General features: G+C 68.3%; 26 protein-coding genes. 16 read left to right on the forward strand and 10 right to left on the reverse strand.

Annotation, left to right across the window (positions count from 1 at the left end; genetic code table 11):
- Positions 1 to 684, reverse strand: a 684-nt coding sequence (locus ACZ4A5_RS02385) for a hypothetical protein (protein ID WP_467577466.1), incomplete at its 3' end; no start/stop codon positions are given.
- 107 nt (positions 685 to 791) lie between these two features.
- On the opposite strand from ACZ4A5_RS02385, the gene ACZ4A5_RS02390 reads away from it, so the two are divergent.
- A complete protein-coding gene (locus tag ACZ4A5_RS02390; RefSeq protein WP_467577469.1) occupies positions 792 to 959 on the forward strand; it encodes a PmrA in 168 nt (55 codons plus the stop codon).
- 121 nt (positions 960 to 1,080) lie between these two features.
- Here the strand turns inward: ACZ4A5_RS02390 and ACZ4A5_RS02395 are convergent, their stop codons facing one another.
- The 8 genes from ACZ4A5_RS02395 to ACZ4A5_RS02430 form a co-directional block, all read right to left on the reverse strand.
- A complete protein-coding gene (locus tag ACZ4A5_RS02395) occupies positions 1,081 to 2,424 on the reverse strand; it encodes a hypothetical protein (protein ID WP_467577471.1) in 1,344 nt (447 codons plus the stop codon).
- Between the two features lie 267 nt (positions 2,425 to 2,691).
- A complete protein-coding gene (locus ACZ4A5_RS02400; protein WP_467577473.1) occupies positions 2,692 to 3,018 on the reverse strand; it encodes a helix-turn-helix domain-containing protein in 327 nt (108 codons plus the stop codon).
- A 124-nt stretch (positions 3,019 to 3,142) separates the two neighbouring features.
- Positions 3,143 to 3,688 (reverse strand): GNAT family N-acetyltransferase, encoded by a 546-nt coding sequence (locus ACZ4A5_RS02405; protein WP_467577476.1) that lies wholly within the window; start codon positions 3,686 to 3,688, stop codon positions 3,143 to 3,145.
- 39 nt (positions 3,689 to 3,727) lie between these two features.
- Positions 3,728 to 6,148 (reverse strand): site-specific integrase, encoded by a 2,421-nt coding sequence (locus ACZ4A5_RS02410; protein ID WP_467577479.1) that lies wholly within the window; start codon positions 6,146 to 6,148, stop codon positions 3,728 to 3,730.
- Positions 6,145 to 6,495 carry a helix-turn-helix domain-containing protein gene (locus tag ACZ4A5_RS02415; protein WP_467577482.1) on the reverse strand — a complete coding sequence of 117 codons (351 nt, stop codon included), beginning with the start codon at positions 6,493 to 6,495 and terminating at the stop codon, positions 6,145 to 6,147. The genes ACZ4A5_RS02410 and ACZ4A5_RS02415 overlap by 4 nt, the downstream gene beginning before the upstream one ends.
- Before the next feature lie 16 nt (positions 6,496 to 6,511).
- Positions 6,512 to 7,615, reverse strand: a complete 1,104-nt coding sequence (locus ACZ4A5_RS02420) for a tyrosine-type recombinase/integrase (RefSeq protein WP_467577484.1) — start codon at positions 7,613 to 7,615, stop codon at positions 6,512 to 6,514.
- A 65-nt stretch (positions 7,616 to 7,680) separates the two neighbouring features.
- Positions 7,681 to 8,775: a tyrosine-type recombinase/integrase gene (locus ACZ4A5_RS02425; RefSeq protein ID WP_467577486.1), complete on the reverse strand. Its 1,095-nt coding sequence runs from the start codon at positions 8,773 to 8,775 to the stop codon at positions 7,681 to 7,683.
- Positions 8,776 to 9,109: 334 nt separating this feature from the next.
- Positions 9,110 to 9,601 (reverse strand): hypothetical protein, encoded by a 492-nt coding sequence (locus ACZ4A5_RS02430; protein WP_467577489.1) that lies wholly within the window; start codon positions 9,599 to 9,601, stop codon positions 9,110 to 9,112.
- A gap of 211 nt (positions 9,602 to 9,812) precedes the next feature.
- Here ACZ4A5_RS02430 and ACZ4A5_RS02435 point away from each other — a divergent pair, with 211 nt between their 5' ends.
- The 15 genes from ACZ4A5_RS02435 to ACZ4A5_RS02505 all read left to right on the forward strand — a co-directional run bounded on the left by ACZ4A5_RS02435 (position 9,813) and on the right by ACZ4A5_RS02505 (position 17,560).
- Positions 9,813 to 10,412 (forward strand): hypothetical protein, encoded by a 600-nt coding sequence (locus ACZ4A5_RS02435; protein WP_467577491.1) that lies wholly within the window; start codon positions 9,813 to 9,815, stop codon positions 10,410 to 10,412.
- Positions 10,413 to 10,523: 111 nt separating this feature from the next.
- Positions 10,524 to 10,955 (forward strand): head decoration protein, encoded by a 432-nt coding sequence (locus ACZ4A5_RS02440; protein ID WP_467577494.1) that lies wholly within the window; start codon positions 10,524 to 10,526, stop codon positions 10,953 to 10,955.
- Complete coding sequence (locus tag ACZ4A5_RS02445) at positions 10,952 to 12,001, forward strand: major capsid protein (protein WP_467577497.1); 1,050 nt, start codon at positions 10,952 to 10,954, stop codon at positions 11,999 to 12,001. The genes ACZ4A5_RS02440 and ACZ4A5_RS02445 overlap by 4 nt, the downstream gene beginning before the upstream one ends.
- Positions 12,001 to 12,228, forward strand: coding sequence for a hypothetical protein (locus ACZ4A5_RS02450; RefSeq protein WP_467577499.1), 228 nt, complete (start codon positions 12,001 to 12,003; stop codon positions 12,226 to 12,228). Before ACZ4A5_RS02445 ends, ACZ4A5_RS02450 begins: the two co-directional genes overlap by 1 nt.
- A gap of 86 nt (positions 12,229 to 12,314) precedes the next feature.
- The gene (locus tag ACZ4A5_RS02455; protein ID WP_467577502.1) at positions 12,315 to 12,620 is read left to right on the forward strand and encodes a hypothetical protein; all 306 of its coding nucleotides are present in this window, start codon (positions 12,315 to 12,317) and stop codon (positions 12,618 to 12,620) included.
- Between the two features lie 263 nt (positions 12,621 to 12,883).
- Positions 12,884 to 13,237: an Lsr2 dimerization domain-containing protein gene (locus ACZ4A5_RS02460; protein ID WP_467577505.1), complete on the forward strand. Its 354-nt coding sequence runs from the start codon at positions 12,884 to 12,886 to the stop codon at positions 13,235 to 13,237.
- A gap of 81 nt (positions 13,238 to 13,318) precedes the next feature.
- Positions 13,319 to 13,891: an NUDIX domain-containing protein gene (locus ACZ4A5_RS02465; RefSeq protein ID WP_467577508.1), complete on the forward strand. Its 573-nt coding sequence runs from the start codon at positions 13,319 to 13,321 to the stop codon at positions 13,889 to 13,891.
- A gap of 72 nt (positions 13,892 to 13,963) precedes the next feature.
- Positions 13,964 to 14,335 (forward strand): hypothetical protein, encoded by a 372-nt coding sequence (locus tag ACZ4A5_RS02470; RefSeq protein WP_467577511.1) that lies wholly within the window; start codon positions 13,964 to 13,966, stop codon positions 14,333 to 14,335.
- On the forward strand, positions 14,328 to 14,747 hold the full coding sequence (locus tag ACZ4A5_RS02475) for a DUF6093 family protein (protein WP_467577514.1): 420 nt from the start codon (positions 14,328 to 14,330) through the stop codon (positions 14,745 to 14,747). Before ACZ4A5_RS02470 ends, ACZ4A5_RS02475 begins: the two co-directional genes overlap by 8 nt.
- Positions 14,744 to 15,145 (forward strand): hypothetical protein, encoded by a 402-nt coding sequence (locus tag ACZ4A5_RS02480; RefSeq protein ID WP_467577517.1) that lies wholly within the window; start codon positions 14,744 to 14,746, stop codon positions 15,143 to 15,145. The genes ACZ4A5_RS02475 and ACZ4A5_RS02480 overlap by 4 nt, the downstream gene beginning before the upstream one ends.
- Entirely contained in the window at positions 15,142 to 15,384 is a 243-nt protein-coding gene (locus tag ACZ4A5_RS02485; protein ID WP_467577521.1) for a hypothetical protein, read from the forward strand. Before ACZ4A5_RS02480 ends, ACZ4A5_RS02485 begins: the two co-directional genes overlap by 4 nt.
- Entirely contained in the window at positions 15,381 to 15,812 is a 432-nt protein-coding gene (locus ACZ4A5_RS02490) for a hypothetical protein (protein ID WP_467577524.1), read from the forward strand. The genes ACZ4A5_RS02485 and ACZ4A5_RS02490 overlap by 4 nt, the downstream gene beginning before the upstream one ends.
- Positions 15,813 to 15,947: 135 nt before the next feature.
- A complete protein-coding gene (locus ACZ4A5_RS02495; RefSeq protein WP_467577527.1) occupies positions 15,948 to 16,373 on the forward strand; it encodes a tyrosine-type recombinase/integrase in 426 nt (141 codons plus the stop codon).
- 45 nt (positions 16,374 to 16,418) lie between these two features.
- The gene (locus ACZ4A5_RS02500; RefSeq protein ID WP_467577530.1) at positions 16,419 to 17,159 is read left to right on the forward strand and encodes a PP2C family protein-serine/threonine phosphatase; all 741 of its coding nucleotides are present in this window, start codon (positions 16,419 to 16,421) and stop codon (positions 17,157 to 17,159) included.
- Between the two features lie 98 nt (positions 17,160 to 17,257).
- Positions 17,258 to 17,560: a hypothetical protein gene (locus ACZ4A5_RS02505; RefSeq protein WP_467577532.1), complete on the forward strand. Its 303-nt coding sequence runs from the start codon at positions 17,258 to 17,260 to the stop codon at positions 17,558 to 17,560.
- A 200-nt stretch (positions 17,561 to 17,760) separates the two neighbouring features.
- On the opposite strand, the gene ACZ4A5_RS02510 is transcribed toward ACZ4A5_RS02505, so the two are convergent.
- Complete coding sequence (locus ACZ4A5_RS02510; protein ID WP_467577535.1) at positions 17,761 to 18,366, reverse strand: hypothetical protein; 606 nt, start codon at positions 18,364 to 18,366, stop codon at positions 17,761 to 17,763.
- Between the last annotated feature and the right edge of the window lie 406 nt (positions 18,367 to 18,772).

Genomic DNA, 18,772 nt, shown 5'->3' on the forward strand with positions numbered 1-18,772 from the left:
GTAGTACAGCCAGTTGTCGCCACCGCCGCGGTGCACGCAGTAGAGCTTGTCGCGGTAGACGGCCAGAGCCGGACCCACCCCCGTGTTGTGATCGCCGAGCCGCTGGTCGTCACTCCACCCGGTGTCCGGGTTGTAGACGGTGCACCACAGCCAGTTGTCGCTGTCACCGCGGTGTGCAGCGATGAGCTTTTCTTGGAATTCGGCCAGCGCAGGCTTGACACCGGTGTAGTGGTTCAGGAATCTCTGATCCTGGTTCCAGCCCTTGTCGGGATGGAATACGGTCCACCACAGGCTCGTGTCTGCGGCGCGCTTGCCGACCGGGATGAGCGCGGCGGGCGAGGTCCACGGTGATACGCACTTGACTCCGCCCGGCCCGTTTACGGCCTTGATCCAGGCCGCGTGGATCTTGAGCCCAATGGCCACGAGCTTGCCGTACTTGGGGATGAATTTGCCCACGATCCCCGCCACAAGCTCCTCAATCTTGGTGACTGCGTCGGCGGCGGCTTGATTGAGGTGGACCTCGAACCCCCACCAGTACTTCTGCACCGACACATCCATGCCTTGCGCCTGCAGTTCGGCGAGGGCCCCGTCCCCCTTCCCTACATCATCGGCTGTTGGGGCGGCCAGACCCTCCGGGAGTTCGGCTGTCTCCTCATCCGTATCAGCGGTCTCGTCGATGGCCATGCTCAATCACTCCTCACCGGGGGCGGGTCAGTCAGCTGGAGAGACACCGCGAGGCGACCCGAAGACTATCGACACGCTACCTTTCCGTGATCAGCCTACTACTTTAAGTGAGATCTGCGGGTGGTCACAGCCACCGCCCCAGCGCGCTGACGCTGCCGGACCGCTCCCGCCACGCCTCCGTACGGCCCCTGGGGCGCTACGCCCGCCCCGGCGGCGACGCAGTCGCCCGGCACGTCGCCGAGCGCGACCCGGCCGCCCGCCGTAAGCACCCTTGAAATTACCCGTGGGTTACTTTGCCCCCCGGTGTCAGCTTCCTTAAAGGCAGCCCCAGACCCCCGCGGGTTCGCGAAAACTGAAGGTTGTTCGGAGGGAACCCGAGGGTCCGATGCCCGGATTTTAGGGGGTGGACCCGTGGGTTCGTGGTGAAGTCGCGGGGTCACTTTCCAAGGGCCGTTCCAGGAGAGCCTTGGCGGAGTTCGCATAGCGGATCGCGGTCTTCTCGTCGAGGCCGAAGACCTCGGCGAGGTGGAGTGCGTCGGGGCCGTGGGTGAGGGCTTCTTCGAGCTGGCGGTCGACACGGAGCTGTTCCAGGGTTGCGGCCTGACCACGAAGTGGTGCGGTGAGAGAGACCTGGCTGACCGGAGCGGTTCCCAGGGCGGTGATCTTGTTGATCAGTAGGTGCGGGTTGGCGGTGTTGGGCCAGCGGCGGCGCCGGAACTCCAGCCACTCGCGGGCGACATGCATTGTGAGGTCGTCCAGCCGTCGGGTACGGCCGTCGATCGTGAGTTTCCGGTTGCCCATGTCGAGGTCGTCGAGCTGGAGGCGGCGGATGGCTCCGGAACGTGCGGCGTGCACGGCGGCGAGGGCGAGGACCAGGCGGTCCGCCGGCTTGGTGACCGCGGCGACCGAGTTGTCGATGTGCTTGGGTTCCAGGGGCTGGATGATGCCGCTTTCGCGTTGGCCGACGCGGATGCGGCCGGTCGGGTTCTTGAAGATGGTGCCGCTCTTCTTGGCCCGGCCGAACAGGGACCGCAGCACGATGAGGGTGTGCTGACGCTGGCTTCCGTTCAGGGCGTCGAGCTGGGCGAGGACGTCGTCACGGGTCACCTCGCGCAGGTGGTCGTAGCGGCTGGACCACTCGATCAGCACGGGCCGGATGCGGTTGAGGTAGTTCCAGACCGTAGCCTCGTCCCGGGGCTTTGACCGGGGGCCACCGTCGTGCAGGAGCCGGATCCAGTGCTCGACGTCGCGGCGGATGCCGGGGGCCATGCCGTCGAGCTTGCACTCCAGCCATGTCTCGAAGGACGGCGTCCGGTCGTCGAGGAAGACGCCGATGTGTTCGAGGACCTCGATGGTCAGCTCCATGTTCAGCCGACGCGGCTGCAAGGCCGGATAGAGCTCGGAATAGCGCACGACATCGCCGCCGACGTGCCGGGACATCAGGATGATCAGAGCTCGGTCGACGCCGGAACGGACCTTGCGGGGCCAGCCACGGACCTCGCCCAGGCGGTGGGCGGTGTGTCGGGCCCAGGCGAGCCACGGATTGTCCGGGCCCGTGTGCTGGTCGGGGTCGATGTGGGTGAAGTTGCGGCAGGCCGCGAACAGAGCGGGCTGGAGCCAGCCGCCGGGCGGCGACGCCGGAGGGGGATCGGGCCTGCGGGGGCGCCCCCGCCGCTCGTACTTCGGCGGCCGTGGACGCGGGACCCGCTCCCACAGCGGGGCCATGTGTGCGAAGAACAACTGGTGATGCCGCAGCGTCGGCAGCAGTGGCTCCGCTCTGGCGCCGGTGGCCGCGGCATCCGTACGCGCCTGGCACCAGCACAGCCGGCAGTACCCCTTCCGCAGCGGGCCGTATCCAGTGCAGCCGGTGCACCGGCCGTCCGAACCGGGGCGGGCAAAGGAGGAGCATCCTCCGCAGCATCGCATGAACAGCAGCCCCCAGCCCAAGCAATGCGGGCAACTCTTCGGCTCCAGCATGGAGTTACCGTCCTCGCGCCAACCGGCCCGTCACCGCGGAGGCAGGGACCGGCCGTCCCGACGGCGGGGCACCACCGCTGGCGCGGGGGCGCCGACCGCGGCGGCCTGCTGCCCGCCCTCCTCGCCGGGGCGGCGAACCTTGGCCGGTTCGGGGATCAGCAGGTCGCCGATCTCGCAGCCCAGGACGACGCAGATGACGTCCAGGTCCTCCAGCTTGAGAGAGACCGGCTGGCCGGACCACAGCCCGGACATCTTCCCCGCCGAGATCACCAGCCCGTGCTCGGCCAGGCTCCGCTGAAGCTCGGACGCCTTCCAGATACCCTTGTTCGCGGCGGTCAGCCGCAGGTTCCACCTCATCGGATCAGCCCTTCCAGCCGCTTCGCGGCCCGCTCGGTCCCGGCGGCCCAGGCATCCTCGACCCGGGTCTGCTGGACGTGTAATGGTGGAGTCGGGTATTGGAACTGTCTGAATACCCCTGCGGTCAGAGGGGATCGAGGAGCATCAGGACCTCGTCCCGGGTGTCGTCGGATGCGAGGCGGAGGGCCCCGGGCCAGCGGCCGACCTCACGCCATCCGAGCTGGCTGTAGAAGTCCTCCAGCCCCTCCCCTCCTCGGGCCGCAAGATGGAGCTGTTCGAGTCCCAGTTCGTCGCGGGCGATCTTCCGCAGCTCACGCATGAGGGCGGAGCCGACACTGCGGCCGCGGAATTCGGGGTGGGTCTGAAGGTGGTGAACCGTGCCCCAGTGCTCGACGAGCCGGTAGGGATCGCGGTTGAGGACGACCCACCCGGCAAGACCGTCACCGAATCTGGCGGTGATGAGTCGGCTGTGCTGCGGATGGAGACGGCCGAGGAGCTTGTCCGTGACTGGCGCGACGTCGTCGTCTTGGACCGGGGGGAAGGGGAATCCGGCGGCACCGCCCGAGTTGGTGACCGCGATCCAGCAGTCGATCAGCTGGCGCCGGAGTTCGGGAGTGATCTCGCGTGCGTCGGTGATCTGGACGAGGTCGGGCTGGCTTGCGTGCGTCATGAAAAGCAGCATGTCAGCGGGGACTGACATCGGGATGGGTCAGCCTTGCGAGTTCCGGCGGCTGACCTCGGCGGCGTAGGCGGCCCAGTCTCCGGCGGCGGCTCGCTGCCATTTGACGGCGACGGTGATGTCGATGCCGAGGGTGCGGGCGAGGACTGCGGCGGGCAGTTCGGTGGCGAGCTGGAACAGAGCGGTTGAGCGGGTCTCCGCGAGGCGGATGCCGAGTTTGCGGAGTCGTTCGCCCATGGCCCAGACGCTGATCGGGCGGCCAGGCTGGCCGCCGGGGAAGAGCCAGGGTGAATCTGTCCGGGCGAGGACGGCATGGCTCCGGCGAACCGCAACCTGCTGAAGGGCGAGCTCAGCGACGGGGCCGGGCAAGTCGACGGGGACGGCGCCGAGGCGGAGGCGGACTGCTCCGTCGGTCTCCTCGATGTGGTCGACGGTGAGCCGGGAGATCGCCGCGGGCCACTGGGCATAGAGGAGCAACAGCAGGCCGGCGAGGCGGTCTTCGGGCTTGAGGGTGTCGTCGTGCAGCAGACGGCGGGCGGTGGCCCAGCGGGCCTCGTCGTCCATCGCCTGGGACGGGCCGTTCCATCGGACGGCCGGGAAGCTGAGATCGCGGGCGATTTTCTGGGCGAGAGCCCAGCGCACGAAGTGTCCTGCCTCCCGGCGGTGACGGACGTCGTCGCTGGTCATCCAGCGTTCAAGATCGGCTTGACGGCAGGTCGCAAGTGTCAGGCTCTGGGCCTCGATCCAGTTGAGGAGGTGGACGGCTGCCCGCAGATGCTGGCGGACGACGGTGAGCTGGGTGTGCGTGATGTCGTTGCCGCGGCTGCGTCGGCGGAGCCGTCGCAGGAGGTGCCAGGTCGCGTACCGGTGCAGGATTTTCCGTCCCTCGGCGGTGGTGTGGGAGGTGACGAGATCGTTCACATGCCGTTCCAGGCGGACCATCTGCTCGTCCCGCTGGGGCAGCGTGCCGGTGGCCACGAGCACGCTGCGGATGTGCTCGACGACCTTGCCCGCCGGGAGTTCGTCCAGGGCCTCGTGTGTCAGGGGCCGACGGCCGGAGCCGAGATCGGACAGGACGGTGGAGACGATGCCGCCGGAGAGCCAGCGCATCGCCGTGCTGGCCCGTTCTGTGTCGGCCAGGGCGTCGTTGAGGGCCTGCAGCTTCGGGGGTATGGAGCCTGAGTCGTCGGCGAGAAGCTCGTGGAGCCGCTGCTTGAGAGTGCAATGACGGCATGGCCCCGGTGAACGCAGCCGCTCGGCCTGCCCGCAGGTGGGGCAGGGGTGCCAGAGCTCGGCGTCCGGCTTGGTGCAGGGGCCGCAGACCGGAGCGTCCGTGGTGCCGGAATGGATGCCACGGACGCGTCCGCAGGTGGTGCAGCGGGCTTGGCGCTGGAAGCAGCCGCGACAGCGGGGCAGGCCGGTGAGCTTCGAGTGGTTGCCGGGAGCGGTGAGGCCGCAGATGGAGCAGACCAGGACCGGCAGGGGGCAGCAGTTGGGGCAAAGCGGGCCCTCGGCGGTGCGGGTGTGCACTCGCCGCCGTTCCTTGCATCCGCTGCAGACCTCGGCGTTCGCGGGGTCGGTGACCAGGCAGTTCGGACACAGCGGTCGCCCTTGCTCGTCGCGGGTGGCCGGCTCGCGTCGGGCGCCGCAGCGTACGCATTCTTCGACGCGGGACTTGGCGATGCAGTTGCGGCACACCCGCTGCCCGTCGAGCGGCTTGTCGATGCGAACCACTCGGTGGCAGCGAGGGCAGGACGGCCGGACGATCCCGGCGACACCCGCCTCGTGCAGAAGGTCGATGAACCTCAAGATGGCGCGGTGCGGGGAGAGGTGGGCCTCGCCGGTCAGCAGGCGAGGGTTCTCCTCCAGGGCCCAGACCACTCGCTGCCGATAGTGGGGACGGTGGGGTGCCGACCGGCGCAGAGCCTCGGCGACCACGTCGCGGTCGGCGCCCGGGGCGATCGTGTTGATCACCGTGTAGATGACCGTGACTGGGTCACGGTCATCGTGGTCGGGACACATCGAACAGCGTGGCAGACCCTTGCGGTCCCGGAAGGTGACGCGCCGGGTGTTGCCGCAGGCGGCGCACTCGCTGGTCTCCTTGATGCAGACCGAGCAGTACCAGTCCTGGCCCTGCCGCTGGAGGCTTCGCAGCCCCTTCCCGCAGTCCGCGCAGACCGGTGGCGAGACCGCCGAGGCGCCGGCCTTGCGAAGGGCGATGAGGAGATCGCCGACGGCCCGTGGCGCCGGGGAACGGCCATCGGTCAGGACGGCGGATCGCGTCGCCAGGAACTTGGCCAGGTTCCGTGACTTCGCGCGGCCGCCCGCGACCGCGGTGACCACGGTCCGGATGGTGTCGGAGCCGAGTTCGCTCTCGGCTTCCGCGACAAGGTCCGTGATCAGGCCGATCGGGTCCGCGACGGAGCGGTCGAGAGAGCCGGTGGTGGTCACGGCCGGTCAACGCCCTTGATCCGAGCCCGCTTTGGCCGCAGTCCGCCGAGTCCTTCCGTGTCGGGGGCTGTGCCGCCGACGGCTGCCTTCTTCGGCTTCTTCATGATCCCGACCACCGCGATGGGCTCGATGAGGTCGTCCATGGTGCAGTCCAGGATGTCGAGCAGGGCCATGAGGATCTTCAGGCTCAGTCGCTCCGGTCGCTCGACGACGAGCCGGTAGACCTGGCTCGAGGACAGGGTGATACCGCGCTCGGCGAGCGGAGGAATGAGGTCGGTGGTGGAGAACATCCCGCGGTCGGCCATGACTTTGCGCAGGTGCCAGTGGTAGTCGAGCTTGGCGGCCATCGCCGGGTCCCTCCTGTCAGGCCCCGGCGAACGCCGGGGCCAGTGCCTTGTGCAGGGAAGTGTTCATGAAGTCGTCGCTGACGTGCGTGTAGATGGCCAGGGAGCTGTCGCTCTCGTGGCCGACCTGCTGCTGGATGAAGCGGCGGTCCACCCCGTCCTCGGTCAGATGCGTGACGTACGAATGCCTCAAGGAGTGCGGGACCAGCTCTTTCGGCAGGCCAAGGGCGTCGCGGTATGCCTCGAACCGGTCGTTGATCGAGCCGGGCCGCAGGCGTCCACCGCGTTCGGTGATCCACAGAGCGGGGTGGTCGGGGAATCCGAAGCGCGGACGGACGTTCTCGACATAGTCGGCTACCGCCTCGACGGCCCAGTCCATCACCGACAGCACGTTCCGGCGCCGAGGAGGCTGGCCCTTCTTCGCCTTGCCATAGCGGACGTTGAGCGTGCCGTACCGGCCGAACTGCCGGGCCTGCGGGTTGCGTCCGAAGTCGACCACGTCGAGCTTGGAGCTCTCGGTCCGGCGGAGCCCCCATCCGTAGATCACCTTGAAGAGGGTGGCGTCGCGGTAGGCCGCCAGGGCGCCCTTGCGTTTCGCCCGTACCGCTCGTTCGACCTGGTCGTCGGCATAGTCGAGGAAAAGCTGCAGCTGTTCCCGGGTGAACGGCTTCGCCTCCGGGTCGCCCTCGTAATCGTTGAGGTGGGCGATGGTGTTCCACTCATGACAGACCGCCGCCGGAAAGGTGCCGAAGGCTTCCTCGCAGGCAGGGCCCCAGCCGTAGCGGCCGTCGATGAGGAACTCGCTGAACAGCCGCACGGTGCCCTGGTAGCTGCGGATCGTCGACGGTGCCAGATGCTTCTCGCTGGTCAACGAGACCGACCACTCGTCCATGTGGGCCGGCGTCCACTGCCACGGGTAGTCGTTCGCGAACTCGAGGAACCGGCGTATGAGTCGTTCCCGCGGATCGATCGTGTCGTCCTTCAGTCCCCGCGACTTCTGCTGAGCACGCCAGCCCCGCAGCATCGCGTCGAACATCGCGTCCTCGGGACGCAGTTGGACTACCCCGGAGACGAGCTCCAGTTGAGCCGATCCCTCCAGGGCCACCTTGCGCTGATGCACCACTCCAGACCATCCCTTCTGGAGGGAGGATCATGCATCAGAAGGGATGCGGTCGGCAACATGCCTGGTCAGGCAGCTAGGTCGTAGTAGCCTCGGAGTCCTTCAAGCCCTCGCCGCGACCTGGCGACCTGCGACTTCTCGCCCGTCTGATGCAATTCCCGAGGGTTGACATATCGCATCGTCGTGGCGATCCACGAATGCCCCAAAACCTCCTGAATTGCCAGCAAGTCCAGGCCGTTTCCATAGAGTTGGGACGCGCAGAAATGCCGCAGGACATGCGGCGTCAGCCGCTCGCCCCACCCCGGCAGATGCGCTTTGGCCGCGTCCCTGAGACCGTTGCGCAGGGCGTCGTCGCCCACCCGACGCGAAGAGCCGTCGGTGTTCTTGCGCTCGGAGGGGAACAGCGGGGCGCCCGGACGGGTGTGGTCGTCGTCGAACTGGCCCCACACATCCTCGATGAACCACCGCAGCGTCCGGTCGGCGCCGTTGATCAGCGGCACCATCCGCTCGCGAGGCCCCGAGCCGCGGGCGCCCTTGCCGTGGCGGACATGGAGCTTGCCGAAGCGGCCCAGGTCCCACTTGATGTCGTCCAGATCGAGCTTGCATGCCTCGCTCACCCGCAGGCCAACCTGGGACATCAGCTTCGAAGCGGTGTAGTTCCGCGCGGTCGGGGCGAACTTGCGGCAGGTGGCCAGCTCGCCGCCCCAGCCGGTGAACAGCGTCCCGACCTCCGGCTCGCTCGGCGGGATCCGCAGTGCCGCGTCCTTCGCACCGCGCGGCCGGTTCATCTCGTCGATCGGGCACTCGACGACCCGGCCGGTCATCCGGTGCAGCTCGACCTTGTGCCGCAGCTCCAGGAACATGAAGTACGTGGTCAGCGCCTGCGACCGGGCCAGCCGGGTGCCGCTGGGTGAGTTCCGCAGCACCTTCCCGAAGTACACGTCGGCGTCGGCGGGCTCCATGTCCCAAAGCGGCCGGCCGAACCAGCTCCTGATCTGCTCCAGGTGACCGACGTCCCCGCGGATCGTGCCGTCGGCCAGACCCGCCGACGCTCTCGCGAGGACGAACCCGGACAGCGCGTCGGTCTCGAACCGCTCCAGTTCCTCCGCCGACGCGGGCGCCCAGTGCTCACGCAGGTCCCGTACGACCGCCAGCGCCGCCAACCCGAGCCTCCTCACCTTCGGTCCGACTGTGGATCGGTCGGACGAGGTGAGAACGCTTCAAGAATCCCGAAGTTACGTCAGAAGGCGGCAGAGCACTCGAAGGAGGAAGAAGCCCCTGGCCACAGGCCCGGGGACTCAGCGGGGCTCAGGGGAACTCACGGGATGTCGCACAGTCGGCAAAGACAGGGGGCTGGTCCACGGCATGGCCAAGGGCGGACCCCGCCAGAAGTGGATCTTCACCCCCGTCACGTAGCAGCCTTGAACCTCCGACACGACGGTCGGGCAGCACGTCAAGGGCGTGTCCGGTGAGCCACCATGACCCACCGGACAGCCCCTAGTCGTCTGCGGGCACACGCGTCCTCTTGAAGCCCTCGCGTTGTTCGTCAGCCGAGAGGCGGAGGTCGTCTTCGGACATGGAGGAGATGGTGCCGCCCCCGCTTTGGATCTTGTAGGTGCCCTCGCCACCGGGCACGTTCTTCACGAGGGTCGCCTCGTAGCAGTAGCCGGCGAAGTCGCCGTAGGAGTCGGGCAGTCGCTGCCCGGTCCGGCTGGTGGTCGCCTCGGCGAGCTTGCGCTTCCCGCTCTTGTCGAAGATGACGACGGTCTCGCCGGGTGCGTTGGGCGTGCACTGCTCGCCTGCACGGCCGTGACCGCCGTTGCGAATGTAGGCGTCGGCGGAGGCGGAGACGATGGTGGCGGTGAACGGCGTGCGGTCCACCCACGGCTCCCACAGCAGGACGGCGGTGGCCCCGGCGGCGCACGCAGCTGCGGCGGCGCCCCACAGGACGACCGGTCTGCGCTTCCACCAGTTCTTCCGGATCGGCACCCCTTGCGCGCCTGGCGATGATACGGGGTGTTTTGCGAGGTCAGACATAGTGTGGATCTTTCCAGTGTCGTTACCGCCCGATCGGGGGCGGGTCTGCCGCCCAGCCTCCCCGGCCCGACGGTGCCGCGGGACGCATGCGGATGGCGTGTGGCGTTCGTTTCCGTAGACTCGCCAGTGGCGCGGGGCCGTTGTGTGGGAGCAGCACGCATTCATGACCGGCACCCCGACAGACCCGCAGGACACTTCGCCCGCCGAGCTCACGGTCCGCCAGGATCGGCTGGCCACGATGCTGGCGCGCGAGAAGGACCAGGGAGGCCGGGCTGCGGTCCGGGCCCTGGTCGAGCGGCTCGGCTTCTCCGACTCCGACGCTTTGGAGCAGTACGTCTCCGTCGTCCGCAAGGCGCAGCAGGATGAGCTGAGCGACGCGCAATACCGCGAGGTGCAGTTCGCCGAGCGGGAGAAGGCTCTGACGGCCCGGGAGGCTGCGGCGGAGGCTCGTGAGCGTGCAGCGGTCCGGCGCTCCTACCTGGCCGAGGCGGGCGCGAAGGGCCAGGACCTGGACGACGCGATGGTTCTGCTGCGTGTCGAGGACGACGCCGACGACGCTCAGCTCGCCGATGCGGTGAGCCAGCTCGCCGCCCGCCGCCCCGAGCTGTTCGCCCGCACCGCCGCGCACCTGCCGGCCGTACCGGCGCCTGCGGGTGCTCCCGCGTCCGTTCCGCCGCCGCGCTCGCCCGGGATCTCCCACACTCCGGGCGCAGCCGGGCTGGAAATGGCACGCCGCCGCGGGCTCCTGCCTCCGACGACCTGACCGGCAGGCCGCGCGCGGCCTGCCTCTTCGGGGACCACGCCCCTTCTTCGTGGACCGTTCCACCACCTCTGGTGAGGGCGCGACCGCCTTTTGACCCACCAGGAGGACGGCGTGACCATTCAGCCGTACACCACCTCCGTGACGGTGACCGCTGACCGCGACTGGCTCGCATCGCGGCACGGCACCGACTCCACGGAAACCATCACCCTCGACCTGAGCACGTTCACCAAGGGCGTCCACTTCACCGAGCCCGAGCCGGGCCAGCCGTACGGGTACGTCCGCTCCGGTGTCCCGGTCGCCCGGATCACCACATCCGGCCTGTACGGCCCGTACGACCCGGAGGCCAAGGACGGCCGCCAGCACCTCGCCGGGCTGGTGTACACCGAAGCCCCGTACACCCCGGGCAGCAAGAACGTCCCCGCGGCCCTGTACTGGCACGGCTCCGTGAACACGGCCCACGTCCCCGGCGGCATCGACCCCACGAAGATCGCCCCGCACCCCGCCAGCCCGCAGATCCGCTTCCTCGGCGAGGTGACCGCATGAGCGTCGCAGACCTTCTCAAGGGCGTGTCGGTCACCGACCTGACTGTGTACGCGCGCACCATCCCCACGCCCGATGACTTCCTGCTGACCAAGACGGTCTTCGGCGAGAGGCAGGTCAAGGACGTCAAGTGGCGTATCCGGCAGTCGAAGCGCCGCGTGAACGCAGCCTCGTACCGCGCCTACGACGCCTCCGTGCCGTTCGCGCAGCGGCAGGCGGAGACCACGCAGGTCGAGGGCATGCTGCCCGCGCTCGGCCAGAAGCTCGTGGTGACGGAGCTGGAGCAGCTGCTCCTCGACGCCTCCCGGGGCGCCGACGACGACCGCCTGGTGGAGCTGCTGTACGACGACGTCGAGCGCCACGTGGAGGCCATCCGCTCCCGTCTCGAACTCGCCGCCGCCGATGTGCTGCTCGACGGCAAGTTCTCCCTCACCGGCGAGAACGGCCTGACGGTCGAGGTCGACTACAAGGTGCCGGCCGCGAACATGCCGACGGCGCCCAAGCCTTGGTCGGACGCCTCGTCGGACCCGATCGCGGACGAGCTGCGCTGGATGTCTTACCTCGACGACATCGGCGCCCCGGCCCCGGAGATGGTGCTCACCTCCCGGAAGGCGTGGTCGCACCTCGCGTCCAACATGGCCTACCGGGCCGCGTACTACGGCACACCGGCAGGCGGCCAGACGCCGACGGCGACGCTCAACCCGGAGCAGGTCAACAGCGTGCGCGGCACGTACGGCCTGCCGCCGGTGACCTTCTACCGCGCCCAGGTGTGGCAGAACAACGTGTCCAAGCGCGTGATGCCCGAGGACCGGTGGATCATGCTTCCGCCGGACCGCGCGAAGTGGGGCGAGACGCAGTACGGCACCACCGCGGAGTCCCTGGCCCTGTCGCGCGGCACGGCCCCGGCGATCGAGCGCGAGGATGCCCCCGGCATCATCGTCACCCGCGATGTCGAGGACGACCCGGTGCAGATCTGGACGAAGGGCGCAGCCTGCGCAATGCCCGTGCTTTACAGCCCGGACTGCCACATAACGGCCAAGGTCCTCTAATGGGCGCCGCCCAGGGTAAGGCGCCCGGCATCCTCGCTGGCGCCGTCCACGTCCTCGACCCCGTTGAGCGCATCCCCCTGATCCTCACGCCCGGCACCGAGGTCAGCGACCCGGATGTCGCCAGCCAGATCACCAACCCGGCCTGCTGGCAGGACAACCAGGTTCCCATCCTCGTGGCGGAGAAGAAGGCCAGCCGGAAGTCCGCTTCGACACCCGCCGACGACTGACCGACCACCGCTGCGGCCGGGAGGAGCCCCCACTTCTCCCGGCCGCCTTTTCCCACGAAAGCGCCCTCTCTTTGAACAGTGACACCATGAGCTGGCTGCTGGCACAGCTTGGCCCGGATACCGACCCGACCGACCTTCAAACCCGGTACCTACGCCTTCGCTCAGCGCGCGCCGTCGCACTGGAAATCCTTAATGAGCGACTGGCGAAACTTCTGACCGAACCGCTGAAGGTGTCCGTCAATGGCGTAGTCACTGTGGACCAGACGGCCAACGTGTCCGCGCTGGAACGCCGCATCACCGCCGTGGCCTCCGATACGGCTCCGGATGACACTCCGGTCGCAGGACGCGATCTGCTCACCACCGTGGCCCTATGCCCGCGCCGCCGCAGGTAGATACCTGCACGACTGGCCCGGGGATCCCCATTGCGCGTCTGGCCGAACTGTTCGTCTCGCAACATGGGGTGACTGCACGGCTATTGATGGCACGCATGCGCCGAGCCATGTGGAACCTCATCGCGGACGGGCGAGTATCCAGCTCACGATGACTCTTCTTCGGATTAGCGATCCCTTAGCCGCCCCTATCTGAACTGCCCCAAAAATGGCCGTCAATTGAAAATATTGGGGTACGTTCTGCGCCGAACGGAAGGGAAACTCTCATGGCCAAGCGCGTTGACACCTACTTCGTGGACGACCTCACCGACGAGCGCGACGAGAGCGTGAAGGAACGCGTAATCTCGCTCGATAGCCGCCGCGTCGTCATCGACCTGGGCGACGACTCCTACGCCGAACTGGAGGAGAAGCTGGCGCCGTACTTCGCGGCCGGGCGGTCCGGTCGCGCCGCCGCTCCCCGGAAGGCCACCAGGGCCACGCCCGACGTGAAGACCGTCGAGCCGACCACGAGCGAGATCCGCGCCTGGGCGAAGCGGCGCCGCATCAAGGTCGCTGCCCGCGGGCGTATTCCCACCGCCCTTCGCGAGCAGTACGTCGCCGACCACATGAATGCCGCATAGCTGGGCACACATGGTTGAGCCGCGCCTGGAGGACAGTGCGCGGCTCAAGCGCGTTCGGGTCACTCCCGAAGGGGGCGAGGCGTGAACGGGAACCGCGCGGAGGAGAACCACCTCCGGACGTCCGGCTGGGCACGACTGAGCAGCGAGGTCGTACACCGCGGCGATTTCCTGACCGTTCACCGTGACCGGGTAGTCCAGCCCAATGGGGCGCCGGGAACGTACGAGCACGTCGCCGTCTCGGAAGGCGCCCGCATCGTTGCCGTCGACGCATCGGGCAACATCCCTCTCGTCGAGGACAACTTCTACCTCCAGGGCCGTCGCCAACTCGCGTTGCCCGGCGGCGGACTTCGACCAGGCGAGGATCCCGAGACCGGGGCGCGGCGGGAATTCGAAGAGGAGACCGGCCAGCGGCCCGGCGAACTGCGCCTGCTCACCCGCTTCCACCCGCTGCCGGCCACCACCTCCGCGAGCACCTATCTCTTCTTCACCACCGCCCTCGAGGACGGTGTCGTGCGCCGGGACTCGACGGAGGCGCGCATGACGGTGAAGTGGATGCCCCTGGAGGCAGCGGTCCAGGCCGTGCAGGACGGGAAGATCACGGAGGCGGGAACCGCGATCGGGCTCCTCCTCGCCGCGCGCGCCCTCGCGATCTGACCCGGTTCCCGGACGCCCGGCGGCAGGCCGCACCGGCCGAATTTCCCGCTTCGCGTACCTATGGTCGGGCCCATGAGCAGTTACCCCGAATCCCGCAGCGTCCGCATCTGCGCACCTCGCCCCGATGCTCCGGTCACGATCGAGGTCGACGGGCACGACGTCGCCAGCGGTGTCGAGGCCTACCGCATCACGCAGACCGTGGACGGCGACCCGGAGGTCACGCTGTACATCCAGCCAGGCTGGAAGGGCCTGGAGTTCGAGGGCATGGCCGAAGTCGTCGCCGAGCCGGCGGACCTGCGGCACGTCGTCCTCGACTTCCTCGGCAGCATCGACTGGCGGCAGCTCGACACCGCCGTCCTGGCCCGCGACGACCTCGACGGGGAGCCGGGCGAGCTGACCCGCGGCGTCCTGTCCCAGCTGTGCGAGTGGGCCGCCGGTGCTTGACGTCAAAGGCATCTCCGCGTTCACGGAGCGGCACCTGATGCCGGACCAGGTGCTGGTGACGCGCAGCACGGGCGAAGACGTCCTGGACCCGGTGACGGGTGATCTCGTGCCCGCCGACCCGCTGGTGGTGCACTCAGGCCAGGCGGGCCTGTACCGGGGACGGGAGCGCATCCGGGCCCGCAGCGGACACGACGGCGCCTGGGTCGATGAGGTACGGACCGGGTACCGGATGCTGCTGCCACTCGGTGCGGCGGAGCTGCGGGAGAACGACACGGTGCTCGTCGCCCAGTCCCGGGATGAGCAGGCGGTGGGCCGCACGTACCGGGTCGCCGCGCTCGGAGAGGTCTCCTCGATCCCGGTGCTGCGCACCGTCTGGCTGGAGGAGCACAACCGGGAGGCGAACGCGGCGTGAGCGGAGGCAACTTCACGAGCCCGGCCGCGCTGGCCGCAGCATTGACGCGCAATGGCGTCGCCGCCATGGCGGCCGTACACACGGTGATGGGGCACAGCGCCCAGTCGCTGAAGTCCCGCGTGCAGCAGAACGCCTCCGGCCGGCCGGGCCCGAACGTCATCTCGGGCCGGTACAGGGCATCGTGGCAGGCGGAGGTATCCGGGGCCGGGCCGCTGGTGACCGGCGTGGTGGGCAGTGCCGCCCCGCAGGCGCGAAGGCTGGAGTACGGCTTCGCTGGCGCCGATTCGCTCGGCCGCGTCTACCATCAGCCGCCCTTCCCGCACCTGGGACCCGCCGTCCAAGAAGCCGGGCCGACGATCGCGCGCGAGCTGGGCACAGCCGTAAGGACGGTCCTGTGAAGTGGCTCTGCGAGGACCTGGAAGCCTCGCTCGCCGTGGTGGTCGGCGAGGCCGAGCTGGGCATACTCGCTCGCGCCGTCGTGGTAGCCGAAATCCTCAACGACGACGGCGAGCGCAACCTGACCATCTTGACCACCCCGGGCCTCACCGAATGGGACGCCCTGGGCCTGTGCCGGTACGACGCCGCCAGCATCGAGGAGTTCGCGGGCTCCGACTTCACCAACGGAGTCGACGAGTGATCGACCGCGCGCCCGTCACCGAGACCGTGCGAGCGATGCTCAGCCAAGCCGTGGGAAAACCCTGCGGCATTGGCGCCCTGCCCACAGCCAGCGGGAACCCGGCACCACTGCCGTACCTGGTTCTGTACCCCCTGGGCGGGGACGTCGGCGGCGCCCCACTGGGCGACCGGTCCGAGGACGCCTACCTCGTGTACCAGGTGACCGTCGTCGCCAGCCGTACCGACCAAGCCGAGTGGGTAGCAGACCGCGCACGGCGCGCCCTGCTCGACCGGGCAACCACCGGCGAGTGGGCGCACCCTCTGGTGGTTCCGGGCGGCCGAGTGTGGGGCCGGGCACTCATCGCGGATGACGGCGCCGATCCCTCGTCGGTCGGCGAGGGCGTGGTGACCTACGCCCTGAGGATTCGGTTCAGCATCGGCAGTGCCTGAACCAGGCGATCGGGCCCACGCGTGTCTTCGCGCCTCGGACAGCCCGCCCGCACGCCAGTGTCAGTGGCCCCGGGTAGGTTGATGGCTCAGGCGAGGGCATGGCGGAGGGGGATCACGGATACCGCACAACTGGTCGTGCCGGAGGAAGATGTAGCGGCCCTGCTCGCGGACTCCAGCAGGCCGTTGGGGCAGCGTACGTTCTGGCGGCTCCTGCACGAGTCCGAGGTGCGGATAGATGAACTGCTGGCCCTCGATGTTCCCGACGTACGTCTCGTAGAGCGCGTCCTTGCCGTCTCCGAGTCGAAGGAAGGCCCCCGCGAAGTCGAGGTTTCCGAAGCCGCGGCCAACGAACTCGCGCTGCTCATCGCCGGGCGCAGTGCCGGTCCCGTGTTCGCACTGCCGACTGGAACCCGTCTGTCCCGGGAACGAGCACACGCCGCCTTCCGTAAAGCGACAGGGAAGTCGTTGCACGCCCTGCGCGACACCCGTCTGCGCCGCAAGCTCAACCCTGTCGCACAGGCGGGGCCGTTCCACGGCAGCTTCGAACACTCTGCGAACTGACCAAGTCTGCACCTGCGAGCCGCTGTTCCTCCTACGGTGGGCTGCATGACAACCGAACAGGAGTCGACGATCACTGCCGTCAAGGCGACTCGGCAGGGGGTGCGCGAGGTCAACGCAGACGCGGCGGCCATTCATCGGGTCCCCGGCACCAAGGTGGTGGGGGCCGCGATCGTGGACGGCATCGGCAGCGAGGTCGAGGTCGCACGGTTCGCGGACGTCGCCGCTGAAGTAGCTGCCCGCGTGGGCGCACGCAAGACGGCGGTGCTCGGCATCCTGGCCGCCGCTGAACTGGTAGCGACTCCAGCCGGCCGCAGGGGCACCGGCCCGGACGGCGTCGCCGTTCTCGCTGTCACTGAGCCAGGCGGCCCGACCTCCATCGCCTGGACTGGCGACTGCCGCGCCTACGGATGGAACGGCAGCCTGCTTCGACAACGGACCACTGATCAAAACATCGGGCAGTACCTCCGGCAGAACTCCGGTGGTGGGCCTGTCGAACTCCTTGAGCAGATGGAATTCCTCGCCCGAAAGCACGACAACTGGGTCAGGAGTTCCTTGGGCCTGTGCGGAATCGGTTCCGTGGACGCCTGCCACATTCCAGCGGGCGAACTCGTGCTCCTGACCAGCGACGGTGTGCACAGCAGTGTCACCCACGCGGTCCTGGAGGCGCTCGTACGCGAGCACGAAGACCATCCCCAGAGGCTGGCCGATGCCGTCGTGGCCGCAGCCACTGAGGACGAGAAGGGGTATCGGGACGATGCGACCGCTATCGTCCTGGCGCCCGGGTGACGTGCACCATCTCAGTCGAAGGGTTGCCTGCCAGCGCGGCGGCTCTCGGCCAGCATGGCGGACACGATCACGTCACCCCGTGGCCTAAAATCGCTCCAATGTCCGACAAGAGCGCCACCGATGTTCCCTCCGAGCTGATCGCTTTGCAGCGCGCTGCCGACGCCGAATTCGCGAAGGTGCGGGCGTTCCAGGAGTACGGGCGCACTTCGGAGTGGACGGACGAGCAGCACTCCGAGTGGAAGACGCAGTGGGAGGCGTGGCGGACCGCTGCCGAGGCGATCTACGAGGCCGTTTGTACCCACCCGGCCGCTGCGGAGATGGGTCGGCACACCCTGGAGATGGCCGTCAAGGCTGCCGTCCGGCACCCCGCGCCGACCACGTCACACGATCTCGCCGCGTAGCCGCTACGACGTCCCCAGGTCCTCGTTGGCATCGTGTGACCGATTCTCTGGCCGACGCAGTCGAGCGTGACGCAATCGCCCTACGCGAAGAGCTGCACTCGAGAACGTGGTGCCCGACCCAGGCCGAGCGCGCCTTCCCTGATGATTGAGTGTGTTCAAGCGTCAGGGGAGGCACCAGTTGAGTTGGGCTGGCGAACTGACTACTTCACCTTCTTTTTCGTCGACGCCCCTCGATCCACCTCTGCGCCAGCATTCCTGGACTGCTGAAAGGTCGACATGGCATAGCTGTCAGTTCGCTTCGACGACCACAGGGAGTCGTCTTCGATGAGTTGGCGGGGCTTCGTGATCACCTTGGCGATGCGAAGGTTCACCTCGACGGGCACGTCCACCTTCGGCTTGCGGTCATACCCACGCACCACCACCACACTCCCCTCCTCCACCGGCCGACTCAGGTTCGTGGGCACATACGCCTGCAGCAGGGGACCGTCGCTGTCCTTCGGCGCAAAGATCGGCCGGAGGGCAACGAGTCGAGGAAGGCTCATCCCGTTGCCCTTGCCACGAGCACCGATCGTGAGGGCAGCCTTCGCCTTCCCACGTTTCGTGGGGAGTCGCCGCACGAGGACAGCCTTCGCCTTCCCATGTTTCGTGGGGAGTCGCAGCACATGGCCACTGATCCCTCCCTCTGGCCCCTCCATCTCCTCAATCTCTTCCACGATGAAGGCGGTGTCCTTGCTCAGTGGGCCCACGGAGCGTCGCGGCCCCTTCTTCCTCAACTTTCCGGGGTCCATGTTCATCTCCGCGATCATGCCGCCACTCTGATTGCCTCTGGCCATCGCCTCGCCCTTCCTGAGATTGGTGGGCGGGCAGCGGAGCCCGCCGAGCACGCCACGGTTGAGTGAGGTGCATCCTCTCTCAGGACCTCACCCCACAGACGGCATGCCACATCCACATCCGCCATCCGAGTGACCGCGATGCGTTGCCCCCCTCCGGAGGCCACCAGCCGCAGGGTCCTCAACCTGAACACATGGACTTGGCAGGGAACAGCAGCTCGCCGAAGATCTCGCATACGGCCAGTGGGATGCCCACTGGCTCAGGTCCGGCCTTCGGGATCACCCGGCCGTCGTGATGGGTGGACGTCTGGTCTCCATCCTGCATCCTGCGGTGACCGTTGCGGAAACGGCCGGGCCCGAGCGGGCCGACAAGGCGCTGAAG

This window comes from Streptomyces sp. NPDC025618 (assembly GCF_055558795.1).

Bases quoted from the DNA above. Each gene is read 5' to 3' on its own strand.
- ACZ4A5_RS02400 (WP_467577473.1), bottom strand. From the start codon at position 3,018: ATGAGGTGGAACCTGCGGCTGACCGCCGCGAACAAGGGTATCTGGAAG.
- ACZ4A5_RS02405 (WP_467577476.1), bottom strand. From the start codon at position 3,688: ATGACGCACGCAAGCCAGCCCGACCTCGTCCAGATCACCGACGCACGC.
- ACZ4A5_RS02415 (WP_467577482.1), bottom strand. From the start codon at position 6,495: ATGGCCGCCAAGCTCGACTACCACTGGCACCTGCGCAAAGTCATGGCC.
- ACZ4A5_RS02435 (WP_467577491.1), top strand. From the start codon at position 9,813: ATGACCGGCACCCCGACAGACCCGCAGGACACTTCGCCCGCCGAGCTC.
- ACZ4A5_RS02445 (WP_467577497.1), top strand. From the start codon at position 10,952: ATGAGCGTCGCAGACCTTCTCAAGGGCGTGTCGGTCACCGACCTGACT.
- ACZ4A5_RS02450 (WP_467577499.1), top strand. From the start codon at position 12,001: ATGGGCGCCGCCCAGGGTAAGGCGCCCGGCATCCTCGCTGGCGCCGTC.
- ACZ4A5_RS02455 (WP_467577502.1), top strand. From the start codon at position 12,315: ATGAGCTGGCTGCTGGCACAGCTTGGCCCGGATACCGACCCGACCGAC.
- ACZ4A5_RS02460 (WP_467577505.1), top strand. From the start codon at position 12,884: ATGGCCAAGCGCGTTGACACCTACTTCGTGGACGACCTCACCGACGAG.
- ACZ4A5_RS02470 (WP_467577511.1), top strand. From the start codon at position 13,964: ATGAGCAGTTACCCCGAATCCCGCAGCGTCCGCATCTGCGCACCTCGC.
- ACZ4A5_RS02500 (WP_467577530.1), top strand. From the start codon at position 16,419: ATGACAACCGAACAGGAGTCGACGATCACTGCCGTCAAGGCGACTCGG.
- ACZ4A5_RS02505 (WP_467577532.1), top strand. From the start codon at position 17,258: ATGTCCGACAAGAGCGCCACCGATGTTCCCTCCGAGCTGATCGCTTTG.
- ACZ4A5_RS02510 (WP_467577535.1), bottom strand. From the start codon at position 18,366: ATGATCGCGGAGATGAACATGGACCCCGGAAAGTTGAGGAAGAAGGGG.